The following is a 23494-nucleotide window of genomic DNA, read 5'->3' as shown; positions in this document are numbered from 1 at the left end:
ATTAGGCATGGCGCAAAGCGCGGTATAAAGATTATTTCTGTAACTTAACTGCACTTTTTATTGATAAAACATCAAAACTTAAACATCAAAAACATAAGAGTCCAATTGTTCTAAAAATGCATCAACTGCATTTGCAGACTTTAAACGAATCCATTGAATATGTTGATATTCAGGTGCATTCATCATCTGTAGATATTTTTCACGATTCTTTTTATGGGTCTTAATCATCCACCAGACAATGGAATCTCGACCAAACATCCGCCACAAACTTTCCTGATTATTTGAATCTGGCCAAAGATCTTGTTTGGACTTATCCCGAGAAATTGCGCGCTTTACAGAGCGGTATAAATTGACTGGAAACGGAAGGTCTAACCATATCACCGTATCTATTTCAGACCATTTAACAGGAATCGTTCGAGTATAGTTGCCATCAATAACATAACCATTTTTCGCTTTGGCAATTTCAGCTCCGATACGTGCAAAAAAGATTTCGTCAGGACACTCCTGCCAATCATCTAGCCAAAATAGATTATCCAGTTCTATATAATTTAGTCCTAATTTGTCCGCCAAAGCTCTGGAAAAGGTTGATTTTCCAGTGGCCGATGTACCGACTACATTTATTCTTTTCATTGTCATGATGATCTACTTGAGTCTGGTGAATCTACTTCAAGATAACAGCATTGGATCTGTAGGTTAACTTTTATTCTTCACGATAATCCAAAAGATCTGCATCGATATTGATAAAGTCAGGTTCAATTGCAGTATAAAAACACACTTTTCACAGACTATATTGATCCAATAATTTTTCAGTTGGTATTTATCCATTCATTTATGGCTGTCCCCCCTATCTGCACGCCTTATAAAAAAACAGATTCTAGCTGTCCCCAGATGAATGAATTAATTCTGCCCGCAATTATGATGAACATGCGCAATATAAATACCTTCCCGTTCTGAGCGAAAAGCGCCGTGTGCATGTGCGGGCCTTCAACTGAGCATTAAACAAACCGGCCAGGCAACAAGATCGAAGCTAAACATTGAAATCACGACATAATACGCACAAACCGTGGCTCGGGGCGCAGCACCTACCTAGCCTATTCATTTTTAGATATAATTTAGCGCTAAGCATCGATCAAATATTCAAAATTTAAATATAGTAACCAAACACTTAAATATAAAATTTCAACATAATTATTATGAGACTTTATGAAAACAGAATTTGACATTTATGCTAAAAAACCGCTGATTTCATGGCCAACAATTTTAATGCTTATTTTACTAGGCATTGCGATGGTCTTTATTATACCTTTTTTCAAATGGTTTAGAGATCAAGCTCAACCGCTTAACGTCAGCATAGTGATTGAATACCTGCAATTCACCCTAAAAAATTTCCCGATTTACAAGCTGCAAGCCGATCATGCCCAGCTGATCCTGCTCTACATCGTATCTATAATTGTCATTGATTACTTAAAAACGCAGATTAAACTGGTCATTACGCCTGATAAAATTTATTACCGCTTGTGGAAAATACCTCTCAGCACATTCATTCAGCGGCAGGAGGTAGAATACTGTCAATTTGCCATTCTTGGTATAAAACGCCCAAAACGGATCTCATGGCTGCAGCGTCCCATTTATCAGACTGCCAACAAAGAAAATCCACAGCTTTTATTCTTCCCCCTTAAAAATGTTCAATCTCAATTGCACCTTGCATGCTTAAGTGAACATGAAAAAGGGCAGCTGATTCAAATACTCAAACAATATTATAATTTTCAGGATGAGATTGCGGCGCTGACGCTTTCTCAAGAAGATCTGCAAAATTTAATTCTGCAAACCAAGATCAGCCCGCGGATCGCCTACCTGCTTATCGGCAGCGTTCCTATTGGTATTTTGGGCTTATATTTAAACGCGCAAGCGCAGTTCTTTTACATTTCCAATTATCCGGTTTTGCTGTGTTTGGCCATTATTTTTCTGCTGATTTTCATTCCAAGCGTATTGTGGATACAAAAAGATATTCCCAAAATGGCGTTTACAGGAAGCGTGCTGTCCAGTACATTTTTAACGCTGAGCCTGAGCTTTTTTCTAATGCCGGTATTGCATAGTTATTATGCTTTGCATTTTGGCACTCATAAAATGACCGATGCGCAATTACTCTCAATGGATGCAGATGGTCAGAAATGGTTGTTATTAGACAACCAGCAAACTTTTCATATTTTACCCAAAACACCTTTCTACAACACGCACTTTAAAATAAATGCAATTTATGAATTTCCCATTTATTATCATTGGCATAACTATCATTTTCAGCACCTAGACCTTGCTTATGTCCAGCTTAAAACAAAAACCGATTAATATTGGTTAAGCTTACATAAGAATTTAAAGCCCAAAAAAAAGACCGCTAAAAGCGGTCCCTTTTTAAGTCATAAAGACTTATGCAGCTAATGCATCTTTAGCTTTAGAAGCTAAAGCAGCAAACGCAACTGCGTCATGCATAGCGATGTCAGCAAGTACGCGACGGTCGATAATCACTTGAGCTTTTTTCAAGCCAGCGATCATACGGCTGTACGACAAACCATTTTGACGAGCACCAGCATTGATACGCGCAATCCATAGAGCACGGAATTGACGTTTCTTTTGACGACGGTCACGGTAAGCATATTGACCTGCTTTGATTACTGCTTGGAACGCTACGCGATATACGCGTGAACGAGCGCCGTAGTAACCTTTAGCACGAGCAAGAATTTTTTTATGACGGCGATGAGCCTGTACACCACGTTTAACACGAGCCATTTATAATCTCCTTAGATGTATGGGCACATACGGCGAACTGAAGCAACGTCACTTACGTGAACCATTACACAGCCGCGTAATTGACGGATACGCTTAGCAGATTTTTTGGTCAAAATGTGTCGTTTGAACGCTTGGTGACGTTTAAAACCGTTTGCAGTTGGCTTGAAGCGTTTAGCTGCACCACGGCGAGTTTTCATCTTAGGCATAAGAACCTCTTTTGAACAACCTGTTCGGCACGTCTGCACCATTGCAAAGACGCCCTGCAGGTAAGGGAGCGAGTATTCTAAAGCATCTCTGCTCAAAACAAAAGCGAATCTTTCTACCGAATATCGAACTTAATTAATTTTCTGATATAGATTTTCCGATGATTTTAGAAGCGATGCCCAATAAGGCTTATATAATGTCGGCACGCCAACTATTAATGTCCATTATGAAACCTGCACAGGATGCTTTTGCAGCCCTACGTTATCGGGATTTCTCGATTGTTACGCTCAATCAATTTTGTCTAACCTTAGCCATTTTGATTCAAGAAATTATCGTTGCTTATTCACTATATCAAATCACCAAAGACCCGCTAACACTGGGCTTAATTGGTTTAGCCGAAGCAATTCCTTTTATTGCTCTCTCTTTGTGGGGAGGATATTTTGCAGATCGTTTCAATAAACAGACCATTATGAAAATTTGTCTGTTTTTTTCTGTACCGATGCCACTGATTCTTTGGGGGCTTTTTCACCAATATGGTCTCGGGCAAATTGATGTCACCCAACTGTCTTGGGGTATTTATGTGGTCATTTTTGGGCTTGGAACGATCCGTGGTTTCTATAATCCCTCGGCAACGTCGCTTAAACCTTTTTTAATCCCGCGGGAGCTCTATGCCAATGGTGCAACATGGACAACGATTGGTTGGCAAAGTGGGGTGATTATTGGGCCAATGCTTGGCGGTTTTATGTTGGCATTTTTAGGCCGTGAAACCAGCTTACTCAGTGTTGCGGCGCTACTAACGGTCTGCTTCGTTCTCATTAACCTACTCAATAAACGCAGTTTTCCTAAAATTGAATCTGACAATTTAAAAGATAGTTTAAGTGAAGGTTTTCGATTTATCTGGAAAACCAAAATTGTCCTTTGGGCGATTTCACTCGATTTAGTTTCTGTGCTTTTTGGTGGCGTGATTGCCCTCTTACCGATTTTTGCCGAAGATATTTTAAAAGTGGGGCCTGAAGGTTTAGGCTACTTACGGGCAGCACCGTCTATTGGCGCCCTGATCACTATGATTGCATTGACCAAATTCCCTCCAACTCATCATGCATGGCGTAATATGTTATTGGCTGTAGCGGGTTTTGGTGTATTTACCATTTTATTCGCATTTTCAAGCAATCTTTGGTTATCACTCTTTGCACTGGCAATGACTGGGGCATGTGACAGCGTGTCTGTGGTGGTTCGTCAGACCATTTTGCAACTTTATCCACCTGAAAATATGCGGGGTCGTGTTGCTGCGGTGAATGGCATGTTTGTTTCTAGCAGTAATGAACTTGGAGCTTTTGAATCTGGATTGGCTGCAAAATACATGGGCACGATCATGGCGACACTTTTTGGTGGCTGTATGACCATGGCTGTAGTTGCGATCAGTTGGGCAAAAACACGTGATTTGTTTGAGATCGACATTACCCATCAGTCAAAAAAATAATGGCATATTTTCCATTTAAACCTTGCCAGTATTTCCAATACAGGAAATACTGCCCAGCAATATCGACGCATTCATCACTCACTTTGTGATCTTAGAATAGACTTATGAAACAATATCTGTGCTTAACCCTTTTGGCCTGCGCTCCATTTTCTACAGCGTTTAGTGCTTCAACCAAAACCCATCAACTTCCGGCACAGAATATTGAAGTTGCTCCTGCGCATTTAACCACGCGTTTAAATTGGTCGGTTTTTCCAAAACCGGTATATGCCAATGAAGACCTCAAGCAACGTGACCGCGCGGCCATTATTCGTGTTACAGCAAATGCAAAAGGCACCATTACCGATGCAAGTGTTGAAGAAAGTACAGGTGTCGATCAACTCGACCGAATCTTAATTTCTGCTGTCAAAAAGGCTAAAGTCAAACCACATTTAGAAAATGGTGAAGCCAAAGCCATTATTGGCTATCAAGCGTTTAATTTGAGAGTTAAAGGCAATACGCCTGAATGTGATTTCAACTTTGATTCAAAAGTTTGGAATGCACAAAGTGCAAATAAGAAAACGCCATTCCAATATGTATCTCAACCAAAATTAGATCTCACTAGTCATGAATTGAAACAGCACGATCGTAAAGTCAAATTTAACTTTAAAGTGAATAAACACGGACAAGTAAAAAAGGTGAAGATCAAGCAAGGCTCTGGCATTTATGCACTCGATCAGAAAGTCGTTGAAGCATTGAGAAATAGTCAGATCTCGGTTAAACGTACTGCGAGCACCCTTTGGATCTACAAAAAGTCGAACTTTAAAGATGAAATTCAATTTAAAGTGAATGGCTGTAAATAAATAATAGATTCAACATTTCAAACAGGGATTGAATCTTTCAATGCCCTGTTTTTTTATTTCAGAAAAAACCTAAAAATATAAGATAAATACAGAGATAACGCCCGGTTTTCGCTACGGTCACCATGAACACAAAGCGCCAGAAGTTTTCTTTCATTAAACCCGCAATTAACGTAATTGGGTCTCCAATCATCGGCAGCCAACTCAGTAGCAAAGACCAATAGCCATATTTGTGATAAATGCCCTGTGCCTGCTGCATTTTTGGCTCTGACACGGGAAACCATGTTTTATTTTTATAATGTTCTACTTTTAAACCGAGCCACCAATTCACACAAGAACCGAGGATATTTCCGATACTGGCCACCAAAATCAGTAGCCATGGATTGTGTTGACCATAGCTCAACAATCCGAGCAATACGGCTTCGGACTGTAAAGGAAGTAAGGTCGCAGCCCCAAATGCCGCGAAGAATAAAACTAAAAACGACCACATCGAAACGAATGCTTAGAGACCTAATTTTTTCTTCGACTTCAAATATTCAAAATTTGACCAAAGCACTGCTGCAACAATTACAACGATTCTCGACCATTTATATTGTGAAGAAATCGGTTCAATTGCAGCCCGCATCAAGTTTTGATCTTTGGTATGTAAATCTGCAAGAATATTTTGAACATGCACAATTTCAGCGACAAATAGCACTAAGCAGCCTGCAATACCAAAAATAATACTCCAATAGATTCTTGGGTTATTTTCAACAATACGGGTAAAATTTAAGAAAAAGTCTTTCATCGCAAAATCGTCCAACTAAGCCGTCAACAACGCGTTCTTTTCGGCAGCGCCGCATTCTAACACAGCGTTAGAATTTTCTTCCGTCCTATCTAAAGTCTTAAGGTGAGTCTTTCCGCATTTTACTTTTATACATGAGACTTCTAATCTGCCACGCAAATATTGAATAATTTTAACTCACTTTATGAAAAAAATTCTTTGCTTAAGTTTTATTGTGTTATTACAAATTTTGACCGCTTTATATGCACAAAGTCCTTCTGAAGTTGCCAAACAACACGTGATTACACAAGATCAAATGATTTGGAAAAAGCGACCTATCTTTAACTTCAACAATGACGATCTGGGCAATCAAAATCGTGACCTTAGTTTTAAATTGTATGTTTTAGCCACCGGCGAAGTTCAAAAAGCTGAATTAATCAAAAGCTCTGGACTTACACACATTGATAAGCGGGTTGAGCAGTCACTTTTACGTGCCAAGTTCAAACCTTATATCGAAAATGGTGTAGCCTCCCCCTTTGTTGCCTTACAGCCCTTCTCACTCAAGACCCTGAAAGAAAACCAAAGACCTTGGTGGAAAAAGCTTCTATTCATTTCATAAAAAAAAGAGCATGTTTCCATGCTCTTTTTTTAAACGTGTATTGCTAAGGCTTTTTGTACCGCTGGACGGGCCGTCAGTCGATCGATATAGTCTTTCACGTATGGATAATCTTCCAGCTGAATTTGCTGCCATTCATGACGCAGTGCCCAAGGCAGAATAGCCATATCTGCAATCGAATACTCTCCAGCCACAAATTTTTGACCAATCAACTGATGGTTCAAAACTTTATATAAGCGTTTAGTTTCATTCACATAACGTTCAGTTGCATACGGAATACGTTCAGGTGCAAAACGACTAAAATGATGATTTTGTCCTAACATGGGCCCAAAACCACCCATTTGCCACATCAACCATTGTTCAACTTCAACGCGCTCAAACTCATCTTCTGGATAAAACAAACCTGTTTTACGTCCAAGATATTGCAGAATCGCACCAGACTCAAAAACTGAAATCGACTCTCCTTGTGGGCCATTCTGATCCACGATTGCAGGGATTTTATTGTTCGGAGAAATTCTCAAAAAGTCTGGCTGAAATTGATCATTTTCCAAGATATTAATCGGAAAAATTTGGTATTCCAAACCCATTTCTTCTAAAGCGATGGTAATTTTATGTCCATTGGGTGTACCCCAATAGTAGAGATCAATCATCTATATTCCTTTTTAATTTTCAGTAAGGCAATCTCATTTTGCTTTATGTATAACATGTTTAATCCAGTGAAAGCTTGTCAGTTTTTCTGAAAAGTAACGTTAAAATGTGAATTATCACTTTGCTTTTAAAATCACTTAAGGTACAAAAATTCAAAAAATATAATTTTTTTATAAAAATCCCTTGAAAAAAATCAGCACAGACCGATATTGATACATGTACAAGGATCAAACGATCTTGTTAGTGAACAGTGGATGCCAAGCATCACTGAACATTTCTTATTGTTACAACTTTGCTTATTAAAGAGAGTTCTAATTATGAGTAGTTTAAATCTTAACCCACTTTTCCGTCGTAGCATTGGTTTTGATCGTTTCAACGATTTATTTGATTATGCCATGCAAAGCGACACACCAAATTACCCGCCATACAATATTGAAAAAACGGCTGAAAATAGCTATCGCATTGTGGTGGCAACCGCAGGTTTTACAGAAGATGAACTTTCGCTAAACTTAGAAAATCAAGTGCTAAGCATTTTAGGTAAACCAACTGAAGCGCAAGATACAACTGTGGAATTCCTGCATAAAGGCATTGCGCGTCGTACATTTAAACTGTCTTTACGCTTAGATGAACATATAGAAGTGCAACAAGCCCTATATGAAAATGGTTTATTGACAGTGGACTTACAGCGTATTATTCCTGAAGAAAAACTACCACGCCAAATTCCAATTGGCAAAAAGGCATTGTTAGAAAGTCCTGTACAAGAAAATAGCGCTGAGTAAACCCTCATAAAAAAAAGACCCTTCGGGGTCTTTTTTTTGAAAAAAATAGTTAAATTCGTAACATGATAAAAAAGAATTAAGACCATCCCATCTCAAAAATATAGTGTCTCGATTCCAATTTATATGTTTCGTTTTTTATCTATTCTAAACTTAATCTTACCCATAGGTGTTTTTAATGAATCCTTGGTGGGTCTGGCTTACAAGCTGTTCATCTACTCTTTTTAAATTTTGGCGTATCTTGCAAAAAATAATCCTACTCTGTATTACTATCTATTTATATGAAATGTACTTTGTTCTGATCGCTTTTATGACATGGAATATACGACCTAATATTACCAAGATGAAAATCTATTGGAGGGTACTGAAAACCCCTATTTCACGGCCTGTTTTATGTAAAAAGATCTCACATAGTTAGCTCAATAAAAAGCTTTGCTCACTTCATACCTACATTAAAACTAAATTAAAGCATTTCAAAACGTCTGAATCGAAACAACGATTGAATATCAATTAAAATATAATCAAATTTGTCTTTCTTAAAGAAACTTACTTAATACCCTCAGACATAAGTTCGCATTCATGAATTTTGCTCTATTTTACAATCAATACGCAGCAAAAATTATTGGTGCCCTTGAACATCATTGAGATTAAAAACCAAAATATAGGCAAAAAAAAGCACTGCAAATGCAGTGCTTTTTTAATGGATACTTACTTTTTCTTTTTAGGACCAAGCAGCATACCCATTTGACGGCCTTCCATTTTTGGTGTTTGTTCAACAACACCATAGTCAACCACGTCAGCTTCAATTTTTTGCAATTGAGCCAAACCTAACTGTTGGTGTGCCATTTCACGACCACGGAAACGAAGCGTGATTTTTACCTTATTGCCTTCTTCAAGGAACTTGATAATGGCACGTAGTTTAACGTTGTAGTCACCAACATCAGTACCAGGGCGTAGCTTGATTTCTTTCACCTGTACTTGATGTTGTTTTTTCTTCGCTTCTTTTTGCTTTTGTTTTAGATCAAACAAATGCTTGTTGAAATCCATGATTTTGCAGACTGGTGGCTCAGCATTAGCAACAATCTCAACAAGGTCAAGATCTACTGCTTCTGCAGCACGCAAAGCGTCAGCAAGAGATACAATCCCTTTTTGCTCGCCATTTTCGTCTACTAGACGGACTTCTTTTGCACGAATTTCATCATTCAAGGCAGGACGGTTTGATTTTCCGCCCTGTTGATTACGGTCAGGCTGTTTAATCGCTTTTACTCCACAATGTACCGGCCGCGTTCGGCTACGGCTGCTTTTACTAGGTCAACGAATGCATCAATTGACATAGTACCCAAATTTTTTCCAGAGCGAGTACGGACGTTTACAGTACCTTCCTCAACTTCACGGTCTCCAAGAACCAATAAGTAAGGAATACGCTCTAAAGTACGTTCACGAATCTTAAAGCCGATTTTCTCATTTCTCAAGTCTGAAATCGCGCGGATACCGCTTTCTTTAAGTTTAGCGACGACTGACTCACATGCTTCAGCTTGTGAATCGGTAATGTTCATCACACATGCTTGAATTGGAGACAACCAAGGTGGCATGAAACCAGCATAGTGTTCAATAAGTATACCAATAAAACGCTCGAAACTGCCAAGTATTGCGCGGTGCAACATTACAGGCTGATCACGGTCGTTATCTTCAGTCACATAAGATGCGTCAAGACGTTCTGGTAAGTTAAAGTCACATTGAATTGTACCGCACTGCCATACACGACCTAAGCAGTCTTTCAATGAGAATTCAATTTTCGGACCGTAGAATGCACCTTCACCCGGTTGAAGTTCCCACTCTAGGCCTGCAGCATCTAAAGCATCTGCTAAAGATTTTTCTGCCATGTCCCAAAGTTTGTCATCACCTACACGTTTTTCTGGACGTGTCGACAACTTCATTTGTACTTCTTCAAAGCCAAAGTCTTTATAAACATCTAAAGTCAATTTAATGAAGTCTGCAACTTCAGTGCCGATTTGTTCTTTCGTACAGAAGATATGCGCATCATCTTGTGTAAAGCCACGTACACGCATAATGCCGTGTAATGAACCCGATGGTTCGTTACGGTGACATGAACCAAACTCAGCCAAACGAATTGGAAGATCACGGTAAGATTTCAAACCTTGGTTGAAGACTTGCACGTGACATGGGCAGTTCATTGGTTTTACAGCATAGTTACGGTTCTCTGAGTGAGTCGTAAACATGTTTTCAGCATAGTTTGCTGCGTGACCTGATTTTTCCCAAAGCGTGAAATCAACCACTTGCGGTGTACGGATTTCTTGGTAACCGTTGGCTTGTTGAACTTTACGCATGTATTGTTCAAGCACTTGGTAGATAGTCCAGCCGTTTGGATGCCAGAACACCATACCCGGCGCTTCTTCTTGCATATGGAACAAGTCTAACGCTTTACCAATTTTACGGTGATCGCGTTTTTCAGCTTCTTCAATACGTTTGATATACGCAGCTAACTGTTTTTTGTCAGCCCAAGCTGTACCGTAAATACGTTGCAGCTGTTCGTTTTTCGCATCACCGCGCCAGTAAGCACCAGAGATTTTAGTCAACTTGAACGATTTTAAGAATTTAGTATTTGGAACGTGCGGACCACGGCACATATCCAAGTAGTCTTGATGGTAGTACAAGCCCATTTCAGTTTCTTCAGGCATGTCTTCAATCAGACGCAGTTTGTATTCTTCGCCACGTGCAGTGAACTCTTTGATCACTTCATCACGTGGAGTCATTTTTTTGATGACATCATAGTCTTGGTCGATGAGCTTTTTCATGCGCTCTTCGATTGCTGCCATGTCATCTAAAGTAAACGGACGTGGCATCCAGATGTCATAGTAGAAACCTTCTTCAATGACAGGACCAATGACCATCTTTGCTTCTGGGAACAATTGCTTAACTGCATGACCCACCAAGTGCGCACAAGAGTGACGAATGATGTGAATACCATCTTCATCTTTAGGCGTGATAATTTGCAGGCTAGCATCTTCTGTAATTAAATCAGACGCATCAACTAAACGATCGTTTACACGACCCGCAACTGTATTTTTTGCTAGACCAGGACCGATGCTTTGAGCAACTTCCATCACAGACACGGCATGATCAAATTCTTTTTGATCGCCATTTGGCAAAGTGATAATTGGCATATAAAAATCCTTAAGGAGTGATGCCCCGTACAATGGAGCATGTCACCGCGAGATTATGATCGAGGGAGACCCTCAAAAGATAAAAACGGTGGATAAATAAAATTCGACCTAAATTTTACACGCCCTGCCAACTTTAATAAACCTCTAATCCCATGGAAGTTGATTTTTCTGCTGCCTTTTACAAGACTCCTGATAATTCAAGCAGATTTCAGCCGAAATACGCTTTATGCTGTCAACATAATAATCACGTTCTAATTCATAAAATTATTCCGAATTTCGAACACCTATACCCACTGAAATCTTTATGTAGGCAGGTATCATGCAAGCACATTCACTTATATCTTGGTCTAGTTTAAAACCGCTCCAACCCGCTTATGCCCTTGCAGCCAATGTCGATCTTGTGGTCTTACGGCTCGAAGATGATGATGTAGAAAAAGTCGTGGTCATGTATGGTCGCTGTCAGCATCGCGGCGCCCTCATGGCTGATGCCCATATTCAAGGGGATAAAATCGTCTGTGGGCTGCATGGCTCGCACTATATTTATAAAACTGGTATCAACCCACGTTATCTGAATAAAAATCTGCAAAAGTTTAAAGCGTGGGTGGAAGGCGATCAGGTGTATGTCGATCTTGAAGAAATTCAAGCGTGGGAGAAAAGAAATCCTCAACAATATAAGCGTGATCAATACCAAGGCCTATATGCTGATTCAGCGCCCGCGCCAGAAGAACCACATAATAAATTGATCTTGGAACTTGCACGAAATGGCTTAAGTAAATTTGGACATCATGGTCCGACAGCGGCGATGGGCGTGCCTTTCAATCAACTCCCGAAATGGGAGGACATTCAACTGATCACCGCACAACTGTGGAAAATTCCATTATTAGATGATGCACCCGTAGCAACCGAAGTAGTGATTGGCCCAAATGCTAAAAAACCCTTAAAACTCAAAATCCCCCTGTTTGTGTCAGATATGAGTTTTGGTGCGTTATCTCAAGAAGCCAAAGTTGCCCTTGCAACAGGTGCTGAAATTGCGGGTACAGGGATTTGCTCAGGTGAAGGCGGAATGCTTGCTGAGGAACAAGCCGCCAACTCACGCTATTTTTATGAATTGGCTTCGGGCCGTTTTGGCTATGACATTGAAAAAGTTAAACAGTGTCAGGCCTTTCATTTTAAAGGCGGTCAAGCTGCAAAAACAGGTACGGGAGGACATCTGCCAGGCCATAAAGTGGTTGGCAAGATTGCAGAAGTGCGCAAATTACCAGAAGGCACCGCAGCCATTTCTCCTGCAACTTTCCCCGACTGGACTCATCTTTCACAATATCGTGAATTTGCAGAATATGTCCGAGCAGAAACCGGCGGCATCCCGATTGGCTATAAACTCTCCGCACAGCATATTGAACGTGATATTGACGCAGCACTCTGCATCGGTGTGGACTATATTATTTTAGATGGTCGTGGCGGTGGAACAGGTGCAGCCCCAACCTTATTCCGTGACAATATCTCTGTACCGACCATTCCTGCACTTGCACGAGCACGTCGTCATTTAGACCGTTTAGGACGGGCAGATATTAGTTTAGTGATCACAGGTGGACTTCGTGTACCCGCTGACTTTATTAAGGCACTAGCTTTAGGTGCAGATGCCATCGCGATTTCAAACTCTGCCATGCAAGCCATTGGCTGTTTAGCTATGCGTGCCTGTCAGACCAATGATTGTTCTGTCGGCATTGCCACACAACAAGATCATTTACGTCGTCGTTTAGAAATAGACAAATCGGCACAACAACTGGCGAATTTTCTAAATGCATCCGTTGAACTGATGCAAGTCATGGCTCGTGCCTGCGGACATCATCATCTGAATCAATTCTGCAAAGATGACCTGACCACATGGAAAAAAGAAATGTCGAACCTCACGGGTATTCACTACAGTGGATTTGAGTAAGCTTCAAATCATGAGCTTTTTTCAAAACAATTGAACCTAAAAAGAGTCCATACGGGCTCTTTTTTATTCTCTGAAGGTCTCAAAGGCCATGAATTGATCAGCTTGGTACAACCAAAGCTGTGCAAATTGAGGGATGATCATTTCACTCTGGGTAGGGCGTAAAAAAATATAATCATCTACATCTATGCTGCTTGTCTGTGGAATTTGCACAAGCTCCTGATTACTACTGCGACCATATAACGCATGGGGCTGACTGCCTTGAGGATAAACATAGTCCCCTCGCCAATAGCCTCCATAAATAAATACAGCCTGATATTTTGCCCAACGACTGAGCCATTCTAACTGTGGTAATTCAGTCCGTGGCAACACTTTTAACACAGGCGTGGCGATCCACAAGGCACTTTGGAAAGCTTGTAAATTTTTCAGTTCAAAATCTGCGGGTTTTAACAGCATCGAGCCAAACGAGACTTCGTTACAGACACTCTGCTGACAATGAAAACTAAAACTAGGACTACCACCACCATTCCAACAGGTGTGTTCATCACATAAGGTTGGGTAGCGCTGTTGTAAATAAGCTTTGAATTGTTGATAACTTTGCTGGGACTGTTGATAAGTCTGTTCAGCAGATTGGATCAGCCGTGGAATCTTCGCCACATGTGCGTCATAGCCCATTAATCCTGAAAATTTTAAATGTTGGGGATGTTGAACGATTAGATCCAAAACAGCCTTTAGCTCATCGATCGTTTTCAGGCCTCCACGGTGTAGCCCCACATCGATTTCAATATTGATGCGTAGACACAGTTGATGCTGCTCAGCAAATTTGAGGTATTGGGCTAAACGCTGTTCACTATCAATCAGCCATTGCACTTGCGATTGCGTTGCCTGCAAAAATGCTTTGTCTGCATGGTTTAAGGCCTGAATCGGCATCGGTTTTCCAAACAACACATCGGCTTGCGGAATCGATTCGAAAAGCGTTTTTAGATGTGCAAAATGAAATAGCATGAAACGTTGTGCCTGAAGCTGAGTAGCACAGTGTTGAAGCAATGCCATGCAGGCCAAGGATTTCACCACCAAGCGCGGATGCAGCCCTTTTGGCATTTGCTGCTGAGTGACCACCAAGTTGTGATTTAATGCATCAACATCCACGATTAACTGGGGCATCCCAGTGCCTTTTAGCTTTAACAGCGTATTCAACTGTTGAAAATATGCATCCATGCCATCCCCTTTTTTATATCGTTCAATTGGTCTTCAATGTTTAACTTTCCACGATGCTTATTCAATCAGTAATTGCTGTAGCTCTGAACTGAGCCACTTTTGCTTCGGATCTAATTCTTGTCGAATTTTAAAAAAATCCTGCCACTTGGGGTACACATTTTGAAGCTGCCGTGCATTTAGGCTATGCAATTTCCCCCAATGCGGTCGCCCGCCATATTTTAAAAAAATCGGCTCCACTAGCTTAAAGATGACTTGATAATCTTGCTTATAGAACTGATGCACCGAAATTGAGGCCGAATCTTGCTGATAAAACGGACTGAGCCAAATATCATCCCCACGTACAAGTCGATACTCTAGCGGGAAAAACATCGGAACCTTATGTCGTCGAAGGGTATGCAAAATTTCTTCTAAACAATTCATCCCGTGTTGCAGCGGAATCTGGTATTCCATCTCATTAAATTTGGTATTTCGAGCAGAAGGAAAAATTCGACTTGACCAGTCTACGTTCATCGAAGGTTTGACAAAAACACCTAATAATTTTTGTAGCCATGGATTCAGTGGTGGAAAGAATCGCGTCAATTCTGCACAAAATTTGAGTAATACGTCGTCATCTAACCACTGTTCTTTCCGCGGTTGAAGATTATCTTCCGTCTCATCTAAGGTTTTTAAAATAACCTGATCGGCATGACTAAATGCCCAGAACTCAATATGTCGATGTTCATATTGCCATTGCTGCATATTCTGCAAGACATCTTTCAGCGGACATAATCGCGTTTGTTCTTTGAGTTTATACATCGGTCGGTTTTGCAGCTGTACATGCGTCAGCACGCCTAAACTCCCGAGTGAAACACGCCCTGCTTGGAAAATTTCACTGTTCTGTTCAGCACTGCATTGTAGTAATTCGCCCTGCGCGGTTAATAATTTAAACCCCGTAACCAGTGCCGATAAACATGGTAATTCGAGTCCGGTACCATGCGTCCCTGTTGCAATAGCCCCAGCCAAACTTTGACGATCAATATCACCTTGATTAATCAGTGCCTGATCAAAAGACGCGAGCTTCTTCCCCAAATCAAATAATCGTGTACCAGCTTGGACGGTGCTTTGGCAGCGTTCAGCATCGATATCTAGAATGCCTTTGAGATGATCTAAACTTACTAAGGTATCTGTGGTTTTTGCCAAAGGGCTAAATGAGTGCCCTGCGCCAACCAAGCGAATCTTAGGATGGGATTGCACCACATCCATTAATTGCTCAAGATTTTGCGGTTGTATAAATGACTTCGGGATCGACTTCTGAACACCTGACCAATTTTCCCATGCAATGTCGTGTTGAATTGTCATATTCATCCTTGTCGCCATACTTTTTATTGTATTTAGCCGTATTGTTTTATTTTTGATTTCCGCTTTTGCAATGTTAATGCACAAGCCATCTTGATTTTTTACTTAGATTATACGAAGTTCTGTATCTTCTCAAATTTAAGTTTATTGTTATAAAACCGCAAATAAGCCACGATCAATTAAAGAGAAAATAATTCATCTATATAGCCACAAAGACTATTCAAGGCGCTCTACATTATTCGTTAAGCATCATTCAAACCGAATCAATAAAAAAGATCACACGGAAATATCTGCTAAATTAGTATAAAAAACCAACAAACCCTGTATATTTTTCAACTAAATTATTTATGCTAAAAAATCAATTTTGAGAACCACGGGGTTCATTTTCGTCACCTTATTGTTTTTATTATGTTAAATTTCAATCACTTAAAAATTTAGTGTAAATACTCGACTAAAGCATAAATGCAGAGAAGCTACGGACTGAATTATTGTTAAGTCAGATTTAAAACAAATAGACATGGACTTGGAGTACCACGATGGTTAGCGCATACGATGAATTGCCACGGACCCCGGCAAATTTTGTGGCACTTTCGCCTCTACGTTATTTAGAGCGTGCAGCCTATATTTATCCTGATCAGGATGCCATTATCCACGGCAATCGTCATATTTCATGGCGCCAAACGTATAATCGTTGTCGTCAATTTGCACATCAGTTGCAACAATTAGGCATTGGCAAAAACGATACCGTGTCTGTGTTATTACCGAACGTTCCGGCTATGGTTGAAGCACACTTTGCCGTACCGATGGCGGGTGCTGTACTAAATACGCTAAATACACGCCTTGATGCGAAAACCATTGCCTTCATGCTGGAACATGCAGAAACCAAAGTCCTGTTGGTTGACCCTGAATTTGCTCAAGTTGCCACCGAAGCTTTGGCTTTGATCGATCAAGACATTTATGTCATTGATGTTGCAGATGCTGAATTTGAAGGCACAGCACAACCGATTGGACAAATTGAATTTGAAGACTGGTTGGCGCAAGGCGATGCCAACTTTGAGTGGCACTTACCTCAAGATGAATGGGATGCGATTAGTTTAAGCTATACCTCAGGCACCACAGGGAATCCCAAAGGCGTGGTGTATCATCACCGCGGCGCATATATCAATGCAGCGAGTAACATCATTGCTTGCGGCATGACGCCACGTGCAACGTATCTGTGGACGCTTCCTCTATTCCACTGTAATGGCTGGTGCTTTGCATGGACGATGGCAGCCAATGGCGGAACCAATATTTGTCTACGTAAAATCGACCCTGAACTGATTTTCAAACTGATCGCAGAGCACAAAGTAGATTATTTCTGCGGTGCGCCAATCGTACTTTCAATGATGATCAATACGCCTGAAGAGAAAAAAGCGCAATTTGACCATCGCGTTGAAGTGATGGTTGCTGGTGCAGCGCCACCTGCAGCGATTATTGAAGGGATGCGTAATATTGGTATCAATGTCACACATGTTTACGGTTTGACTGAAACCTATGGTCCATCAGCACTTTGCGCATCGCAAGCTGGTTGGTCTGATCTTTCCATTCAAGAACAAGCACAGTTGCATTCTCGCCAAGGTGTGCCATACCCGCTTCAAGATGGCATGAAAGTCATTGATCCTGAAACCATGTTACCTGTTCCGCATGATGGCCAGACCATGGGTGAAATCATGTTCCGTGGCAACATCGTAATGAAAGGTTATTTGAAAAACCCGGAAGCAACGGCTGAAGCCTTTGCCGGTGGTTGGTTCCATACCGGCGACTTAGCAGTCTGCCAACCTGACGGTTATGCCAAAATTACTGACCGCTCTAAAGATGTGATCATTTCAGGGGGTGAAAACATTTCATCGCTCGAAGTAGAAGAAATTCTATATCAGCACCCTGCTGTACTGACAGCTGCAGTGGTTGCAAAACCTGACCCTCGTTGGCAAGAAGTGCCTTGTGCCTTTATTGAATTAAAAGCAGGTAAAGAAGCAACGCCTGAAGAACTGATCGAATTCTGTAAGCAGCACCTTGCACGTTTCAAAGTACCTAAAGATGTAGTGATTACCGAAATTCCAAAAACTTCGACAGGTAAACTTCAGAAGTTCGTTCTCCGTGAATGGGCTAAAGAGCGCGCTGTTGGTGAATTTGGTTAATGTTAAAACTCAAAAGCCAAGCATGATTTTCTCAACATTTAAGCAAAAAAAGCGACCTAATCAGGTCGCTTTTTTGATATGAAGTCTATAACTTCACGTTTTGCTTCAATGATCAGATCATGTTGAATTCTCTGATCATTGAGCTATCTATGCACTTGGCTATCTAATCATGCATTAGTTATCAGATAATAAAGCCACTTGTTGAATGTAGTTAAACAATTTCAACTTTGACGCAGTCAGTTCTTCTTCGCTTACATTTTTTGCTATATCACGTTGAATACGCAAAATATGCTGACGAATAGGATGATGTTCAGCAGCATTATGTGCTTTCATGAACTCTTTAATGACGGGATCACCTTGGGCAATCATACGTTCAGTCCAGCGTTGAAGCTGCGCTGTTTTTTTCGCACCTTGCTGCGGGGTTAAGTAAGATAAAATCATGGTTTCATCTTCATTACGCAGTAATTTACCTACACGTTGAAACTGACGGCGTCGCGCTTCATGTGAAGTAATTGTTTGTGCATCTAGTAGTGCTTCGATCAGACGCTCTTCAACAGGAAGATTTTTAATCTGTTTAGGATTCAGTTTTGCAAGTTCCTCGCCCAAAGCAGCCATACGCTGTACAGCTTTCTTTTGCTCAGTTTTACTTGCACGTCCTTCTAAGGATTCAAAGTCTTCTTCGGTATAGCGGTTCGGTCGACGTGCCACGTTTAATCTGCCTCGTAAAATTTTGCCGCAAACAGTGCTTGAATTTCAGATAAAGCTTTTTCTTCATCTGCACCTTCAATCACTAAGCGTAAAGTTGTGCCCTTGCCTGCGCCAAGCATCAGCAAAGACATAATATTTTTGGCATCTACTAATTTTCCACCCTTACCAATTTGAATCGACGAGCGAAATTTGGTCGTGACTTCGATTAGCTTGCCAGATGCACGCGCATGTAAACCCAGTTTATTAATTACGTCAACAGTTGTGTCGATCATGACCAGTGCTTCATTTCTCTATGTAGAACCTGAATAGACCATTTTGCCTCAAGTGCTTTTTTTAGTCTATCTACGATATATACCGAACGGTGTTGCCCACCTGTACAACCGATCGACACCGTCATGTAATGACGATGCCCTTCGGCAAATGCCGGCAGCCATTTATCCAAAAAATGATAAATATCTTGGAACATTTCATTGGTTTGTTCACTTTGTTGTAAAAACTGACGAACTGGCTCATCTAATCCTGAATACTTACGTAATTCCATATCCCAGTGCGGATTGGGCAAATGACGGACGTCAAAAACATAATCTGCATCGAGTGGAATACCATGCTTATAGCCAAAAGACTGTAAGATCAAAATTAAATTATCTGCCTGTCCAAGTTTAGACAGCAAGGTATGTTTTAAATCATGTACACTCTTATCTGTAGTATCAATATGTACTGTCGAGCGTAATTGAATCGGCAACAGTAAAGATTTTTCTTCCTGTATGCACTCATTTAAACTTTTGAAACGACTTGCCAACGGATGGGGACGTCGAGATGAACTGAATCGCGCAATCAATTCCTGATCACGCGTGGTCAAATAAATAATATCGACTGAGCCATGGCGTTGTAGCTGTTGAAAAACCAAATCGAACTCTTGTAAATCTGCACGTGTACTGCGGACATCCACACCCAGTGCCAATTGTTCAAGATTATTTTCTGAATCGAGTTTTTCAACAATTTCGGGGAGTAAGGCCAATGGCAAATTATCGATACAGTAATAGCCCAAATCCTCAAGTATCTGTAATGCAGATGACTTTCCAGATCCAGATTGTCCTGTAACAATTAAAATGCGCTTCATCGCTTGCTACCCCATAGCCGTTTTAAACTGCAGTATATTTAACCTGCATATTATCAATAAGACGTGTTGCGCCTAATTTAGCCGCAATAAACAACACCACATCTTGATCAAATTCTTCAATTTTCTGTAATTCAGGTGTACGTGCTTCAACATAGTCCACAACAAAACCCGCTGCTGTCAATGTTGCTTTAATATTCGCTAACACATCTGCAAGTCGAGTTCCAGCATGTAATTCTGCCTCAGCCGTTTTCAAGCTTTGGTAAATCGTTGGTGCAATCGCACGATTTTCCGCACTTAAATAACCATTACGTGAGCTCAATGCCAAACCATCTTCGGCACGAGTAATCGGCACACCAATCACTTCTAGTGGAATATTTAAGTCACGTACAAACTGACGAATCACTGCAAGTTGCTGGTAATCTTTTTGCCCAAAGAATGCAAAATTCGGTTGAACAATATTAAAGAGTTTTGTCACAACAACAGCAACACCGTCAAAATGACCCGGACGCTGTTCGCCACACAAATCATTGGTAATGCCGCCCACGCTAATATTGGTTAAGCGCGGTTTGTTGCCATACATTTGTTCAACAGTCGGTGCAAACACGATGTCACAACCCACTTCAGCCAATAAGTGCTGATCTTGTTCCAAAGTACGTGGATAGTTGTCAAAGTCTTCATTTGGACCAAACTGAATTGGGTTAACGAAAATACTCACCACCACGACATCACACAGTTTACGTGCTTCACGAACTAAATTAAGGTGACCTTCATGCAAGTTCCCCATCGTTGGTACAAAACCAATGATTTTGCGCGCAGCACGTGCTGGATTTAGCGATGCACTTAAACCTTGAATCGTTGTTTCAGTTTTCATGTCTTACAGCTCAATTTGGAATGTATGTTCTTTGGCAGGGAAACTACCATCAAGTACGGCAGCATGATACGCCTTAAACGCATCCACAATTGCTGTTTCCCCTGCTTGCTCTTTCATAAAGTTGCGAACAAATTTCGCCACGTGACTAAACGTCAGTCCCAACATATCTTGTTGAACCAAGACTTGAGCATCCGTTTCTGCACCGGCACCGATCCCAATCACAGGTGTATTTGGGAATAATTCACTAATTTCTTTACCCACTTGGGCAGGAACACATTCCAAAAGTAAAATTGCTGCACCTGCATCAACCACAGCTTTACAATCTGCAATGAGTTGATCCGCGGTTTCGCGTGTACGTGCTTGCACTTTATAACCGCCAAACACATGAACCGATTGCGGAGTTAACCCTAAATGCACACACACCGGAATACCATTACGGGTCAATACTTCAACTGTTTCTGACAACCATGCGCCACCTTCCAATTTGACCATCTGCGCGCCTGCTTGCATCACGATCTTTGAATTCACTAAAGCGTCATTCAAAGTGGCATAGGTCATAAAGGGCAAATCAGTCAAAATAAACGCATGTTTATTGCCACGACGCACTGCTGCAGTGTGATATACCATATCTTCAACAGTGACAGGTAAAGTTGAGTCATTCCCTTGAATGGTCATCCCCAATGAATCACCAATCAGAATACTATCGACTTCAGCAACTTCCATTGCTTTTGCCATGCTCGCATCATAGCAAGTCAGGCAGGAGAATTTGCGACCTTCCGCTTTAAATTTTTTCAAGTCACTTAGACTAATCATTTCAATATTCCTCAGATGACGGCTTTCTCAAGTGGTCATACAAAAATTAAAGATGGGCCCAGTTTCCTGCATCCAATACAGTTAAATTTGGATTATTCAAAATAGGTAAATCTTTTAATGGTTGTCCTTTAATCTGTAGATTCTCATCTAAATCCAACAAAGGTTTCAACACAAAATCACGTTCTAAAACACCAACATGAGGCACCGTCAAACGTTCATTTTGAATGTGCTGTTCACCATAAATCAGTAAATCTAAATCCAGTGTACGCTCCCCCCAATGACGTAGGCGTACACGCCCCGACTCTTGTTCAAAGCGTTGCAATTCATCCAACAAGGCCAAAGGTGCTAGATCAGTTTCTAATGCAACCGCTGCATTTAAATAATTCGGCTGATCTTGTGGCCCCATTGGCGGGCTTTGATACAGTTTTGAGACTTTCACTTTTCCGAGCGTTGCAAGTTTATGCACCGCTTCACTGAGGATCTGTAGAGAATCACCTAAATTACTGCCTAAACCAATATATGTCAGCGTCATTGTGTTGGCCCAAAAATAACCTGAGTCAAATCTCGTTTCACACGTTTACGTTTTAAAATCGGATGATCTGCACCAATTTCACCACAGGCTGACGCTGCAACGATTGACACTGTCTCTAGACTATTGGCATGTGATTTAGGCTTACGTTGACGGCGACTTCTGCTTTCTGGTTCATTCACCAGCGGTTCAATTTCAACTTGCTGATGAGTAGAAGTTTTGGCTTCCACATCTTCATGCGCCGCTTTACGACGACTCTTGGCACGTTGACGATTGTATTGGCTAATTGCTCGTTCTTTTTCGTCAGTGCTCATCTGCTGATAAGCATCCCACCACTGCCCCATGCCTTGCGTGCTTGTATCGCCCGATTTTTCACGCAACAGCAGAAAGTCAAAGCCTGCACGGAAACGTGCATGACCTGAAAGTGCTTCAATTTGCTGGGGTTTTGGACTTAGTAAACGGGTTTGCATTTCCCAAACTTCACGAATAAATGTTTCTGCAAAGCGTGGAATAATGGTTCGTGTAGCCTGACGTTTCAATACATCTAAACCAGCTTGAGCACGTGCTTCAGCAGGAACTACACCTTTGTTTAGATAGAACGTACAACGTTCTTGGAACGGAATCCACAATAACACGGCATAGAAAAATGCAGGGTTAATGGTTTTCCCAATCGAAATACGTTGATCGGTATTTTTTGCAGCCAACTCAATAAATGGGGTTACGACCGGTTTGATATCTGCAAATAACTGATACCAAATACCAAAATCGATCAGCATCGGTAAGACGCGATTGAGATGCCCCATGGTAAAGAGCTTTTGTGACTCATCGTATAAACGATGTGGAGACACATCACGCAGCAATTGAGTAAGTTCTGGAGTAAAGACATCCAGAATTTTTTCATCAATATTAAAGTTTAATTTGGCTGCAAAACGTAAAGTCCGAAGCATCCGCACAGGATCTTCTTCAAAACGTAATTGTGGATCACCCAATAAACGCAACGTTTTATGCTTAATGTCATCTACTGCATGACAAAAATCTAGCACTTCACCTTTGCGTGGTTGGTAATACATTGCATTGATCGAGAAGTCACGACGTGCAAAGTCTTGCTCAATCGTACCCCAATTATTATCACGTAAAATCATGCCCGCAGCAGAAGTCACGGCTTTTTTAGGCGGCGCACGGAAGGTCGCAACTTCGATCAGTTCACGTCCTGAGTAGACATGCGCCAGCTCAAAACGACGACCAATAATCCGGCAACGTCGCCCGAAGACTTCTTTCACCTGAGCTGGTGTCGCATTAGTTACGGCATCAAAATCTTTAGGTGCATGACCCAACATTAGGTCGCGGACACTGCCACCCACGATATAAGCTTCATAGCCTGCCTTAGTTAAGGCATCAATCACATCTAAAATGGAAGAAGGTAATTGTGCGGTTGATAAACCACATTTGGACGCGCGCAAAGTTTGCAAAAGACGCTGTCTCCTACGTCTGAACG

General features: G+C 41.1%; 24 protein-coding genes. 7 read left to right on the top strand and 17 right to left on the bottom strand.

The annotated features are described in order from the left end of the window. Positions 1–78 precede the first annotated feature (78 nt). Positions 79–630, bottom strand: coding sequence for an adenylate kinase (locus FTU02_RS10680; RefSeq protein WP_180157046.1), 552 nt, complete (start codon positions 628–630; stop codon positions 79–81). Between the two features lie 573 nt (positions 631–1203). Here FTU02_RS10680 and FTU02_RS10675 point away from each other — a divergent pair. After that, entirely contained in the window at positions 1204–2346 is a 1143-nt protein-coding gene (locus tag FTU02_RS10675) for a hypothetical protein (protein WP_180157044.1), read from the top strand. Positions 2347–2424: 78 nt separating this feature from the next. Here the strand turns inward: FTU02_RS10675 and rplT are convergent, their stop codons facing one another. Both rplT and rpmI read right to left on the bottom strand, forming a co-directional pair. Further along, complete coding sequence (rplT, locus tag FTU02_RS10670) at positions 2425–2784, bottom strand: 50S ribosomal protein L20 (protein WP_004647525.1); 360 nt, start codon at positions 2782–2784, stop codon at positions 2425–2427. A gap of 11 nt (positions 2785–2795) precedes the next feature. Then, a complete protein-coding gene (gene rpmI / locus FTU02_RS10665) occupies positions 2796–2990 on the bottom strand; it encodes a 50S ribosomal protein L35 (RefSeq protein WP_065994397.1) in 195 nt (64 codons plus the stop codon). Between the two features lie 224 nt (positions 2991–3214). Here rpmI and FTU02_RS10660 point away from each other — a divergent pair, with 224 nt between their 5' ends. Both FTU02_RS10660 and FTU02_RS10655 read left to right on the top strand, forming a co-directional pair. Further along, positions 3215–4468 carry an MFS transporter gene (locus FTU02_RS10660; protein WP_180157078.1) on the top strand — a complete coding sequence of 418 codons (1254 nt, stop codon included), beginning with the start codon at positions 3215–3217 and terminating at the stop codon, positions 4466–4468. Positions 4469–4572: 104 nt separating this feature from the next. After that, on the top strand, positions 4573–5307 hold the full coding sequence (locus tag FTU02_RS10655) for an energy transducer TonB (protein ID WP_180157042.1): 735 nt from the start codon (positions 4573–4575) through the stop codon (positions 5305–5307). A gap of 58 nt (positions 5308–5365) precedes the next feature. On the opposite strand, the gene FTU02_RS10650 is transcribed toward FTU02_RS10655, so the two are convergent. Together FTU02_RS10650 and FTU02_RS10645 are read right to left on the bottom strand one after the other, a co-directional pair. Then, entirely contained in the window at positions 5366–5794 is a 429-nt protein-coding gene (locus tag FTU02_RS10650) for a YqaA family protein (RefSeq protein WP_180157040.1), read from the bottom strand. A 12-nt stretch (positions 5795–5806) separates the two neighbouring features. Further along, a complete protein-coding gene (locus FTU02_RS10645) occupies positions 5807–6091 on the bottom strand; it encodes a hypothetical protein (protein WP_078192639.1) in 285 nt (94 codons plus the stop codon). Positions 6092–6272: 181 nt separating this feature from the next. Here FTU02_RS10645 and FTU02_RS10640 point away from each other — a divergent pair, with 181 nt between their 5' ends. Next, positions 6273–6686: an energy transducer TonB gene (locus FTU02_RS10640; RefSeq protein ID WP_180157038.1), complete on the top strand. Its 414-nt coding sequence runs from the start codon at positions 6273–6275 to the stop codon at positions 6684–6686. Between the two features lie 29 nt (positions 6687–6715). Here FTU02_RS10640 and FTU02_RS10635 read toward each other — a convergent pair whose 3' ends face one another. Beyond that, a complete protein-coding gene (locus tag FTU02_RS10635; protein WP_180157036.1) occupies positions 6716–7333 on the bottom strand; it encodes a glutathione S-transferase N-terminal domain-containing protein in 618 nt (205 codons plus the stop codon). A gap of 315 nt (positions 7334–7648) precedes the next feature. On the opposite strand from FTU02_RS10635, the gene FTU02_RS10630 reads away from it, so the two are divergent. Continuing rightward, entirely contained in the window at positions 7649–8110 is a 462-nt protein-coding gene (locus tag FTU02_RS10630) for an Hsp20 family protein (protein WP_180157034.1), read from the top strand. Positions 8111–8815: 705 nt separating this feature from the next. On the opposite strand, the gene infC is transcribed toward FTU02_RS10630, so the two are convergent. Then, entirely contained in the window at positions 8816–9364 is a 549-nt protein-coding gene (gene infC / locus FTU02_RS10625; RefSeq protein WP_078192643.1) for a translation initiation factor IF-3, read from the bottom strand. A gap of 5 nt (positions 9365–9369) precedes the next feature. After that, positions 9370–11292: a threonine--tRNA ligase gene (thrS, locus tag FTU02_RS10620; protein ID WP_078189589.1), complete on the bottom strand. Its 1923-nt coding sequence runs from the start codon at positions 11290–11292 to the stop codon at positions 9370–9372. Positions 11293–11611: 319 nt separating this feature from the next. On the opposite strand from thrS, the gene FTU02_RS10615 reads away from it, so the two are divergent. Then, positions 11612–13231, top strand: coding sequence for a glutamate synthase-related protein (locus tag FTU02_RS10615; RefSeq protein WP_180157032.1), 1620 nt, complete (start codon positions 11612–11614; stop codon positions 13229–13231). Between the two features lie 63 nt (positions 13232–13294). Here FTU02_RS10615 and FTU02_RS10610 read toward each other — a convergent pair whose 3' ends face one another. After that, positions 13295–14446, bottom strand: coding sequence for an alanine racemase (locus FTU02_RS10610; RefSeq protein ID WP_180157030.1), 1152 nt, complete (start codon positions 14444–14446; stop codon positions 13295–13297). A gap of 57 nt (positions 14447–14503) precedes the next feature. Then, positions 14504–15784 (bottom strand): D-arabinono-1,4-lactone oxidase, encoded by a 1281-nt coding sequence (locus tag FTU02_RS10605; protein WP_180157075.1) that lies wholly within the window; start codon positions 15782–15784, stop codon positions 14504–14506. Positions 15785–16317: 533 nt separating this feature from the next. Here FTU02_RS10605 and FTU02_RS10600 point away from each other — a divergent pair. Beyond that, positions 16318–17958, top strand: coding sequence for an acyl-CoA synthetase (locus FTU02_RS10600; protein ID WP_111884733.1), 1641 nt, complete (start codon positions 16318–16320; stop codon positions 17956–17958). Positions 17959–18132: 174 nt separating this feature from the next. Here the strand turns inward: FTU02_RS10600 and yjgA are convergent, their stop codons facing one another. The 7 genes from yjgA to pcnB are packed head-to-tail and all read right to left on the bottom strand — an operon-like array spanning position 18133 to position 23468. Further along, positions 18133–18666: a ribosome biogenesis factor YjgA gene (gene yjgA, locus FTU02_RS10595; RefSeq protein ID WP_078189593.1), complete on the bottom strand. Its 534-nt coding sequence runs from the start codon at positions 18664–18666 to the stop codon at positions 18133–18135. Between the two features lie 2 nt (positions 18667–18668). After that, the gene (locus tag FTU02_RS10590; protein WP_067763492.1) at positions 18669–18938 is read right to left on the bottom strand and encodes an HPr family phosphocarrier protein; all 270 of its coding nucleotides are present in this window, start codon (positions 18936–18938) and stop codon (positions 18669–18671) included. Beyond that, positions 18935–19786, bottom strand: coding sequence for an RNase adapter RapZ (gene rapZ / locus FTU02_RS10585; protein WP_180011688.1), 852 nt, complete (start codon positions 19784–19786; stop codon positions 18935–18937). Before rapZ ends, FTU02_RS10590 begins: the two co-directional genes overlap by 4 nt. A 22-nt stretch (positions 19787–19808) precedes the next feature. After that, a complete protein-coding gene (gene panC, locus FTU02_RS10580; protein WP_180093389.1) occupies positions 19809–20657 on the bottom strand; it encodes a pantoate--beta-alanine ligase in 849 nt (282 codons plus the stop codon). 3 nt (positions 20658–20660) lie between these two features. Then, positions 20661–21470: a 3-methyl-2-oxobutanoate hydroxymethyltransferase gene (gene panB / locus FTU02_RS10575; protein WP_180005387.1), complete on the bottom strand. Its 810-nt coding sequence runs from the start codon at positions 21468–21470 to the stop codon at positions 20661–20663. A gap of 46 nt (positions 21471–21516) precedes the next feature. Further along, complete coding sequence (gene folK, locus FTU02_RS10570) at positions 21517–22002, bottom strand: 2-amino-4-hydroxy-6-hydroxymethyldihydropteridine diphosphokinase (protein ID WP_078192650.1); 486 nt, start codon at positions 22000–22002, stop codon at positions 21517–21519. Next, positions 21999–23468: a polynucleotide adenylyltransferase PcnB gene (pcnB, locus tag FTU02_RS10565; RefSeq protein WP_180157028.1), complete on the bottom strand. Its 1470-nt coding sequence runs from the start codon at positions 23466–23468 to the stop codon at positions 21999–22001. The genes folK and pcnB overlap by 4 nt, the downstream gene beginning before the upstream one ends. Positions 23469–23494 lie beyond the last annotated feature (26 nt).

Origin of the sequence: Acinetobacter sp. YH12045, from assembly GCF_013419925.1 — a bacterium.
In the GTDB taxonomy this organism is placed as follows: domain Bacteria; phylum Pseudomonadota; class Gammaproteobacteria; order Pseudomonadales; family Moraxellaceae; genus Acinetobacter; species Acinetobacter amyesii.
Note: the sequence above shows the minus strand (reverse complement) of the source record. Positions and strands in the feature narration are given on the sequence as shown.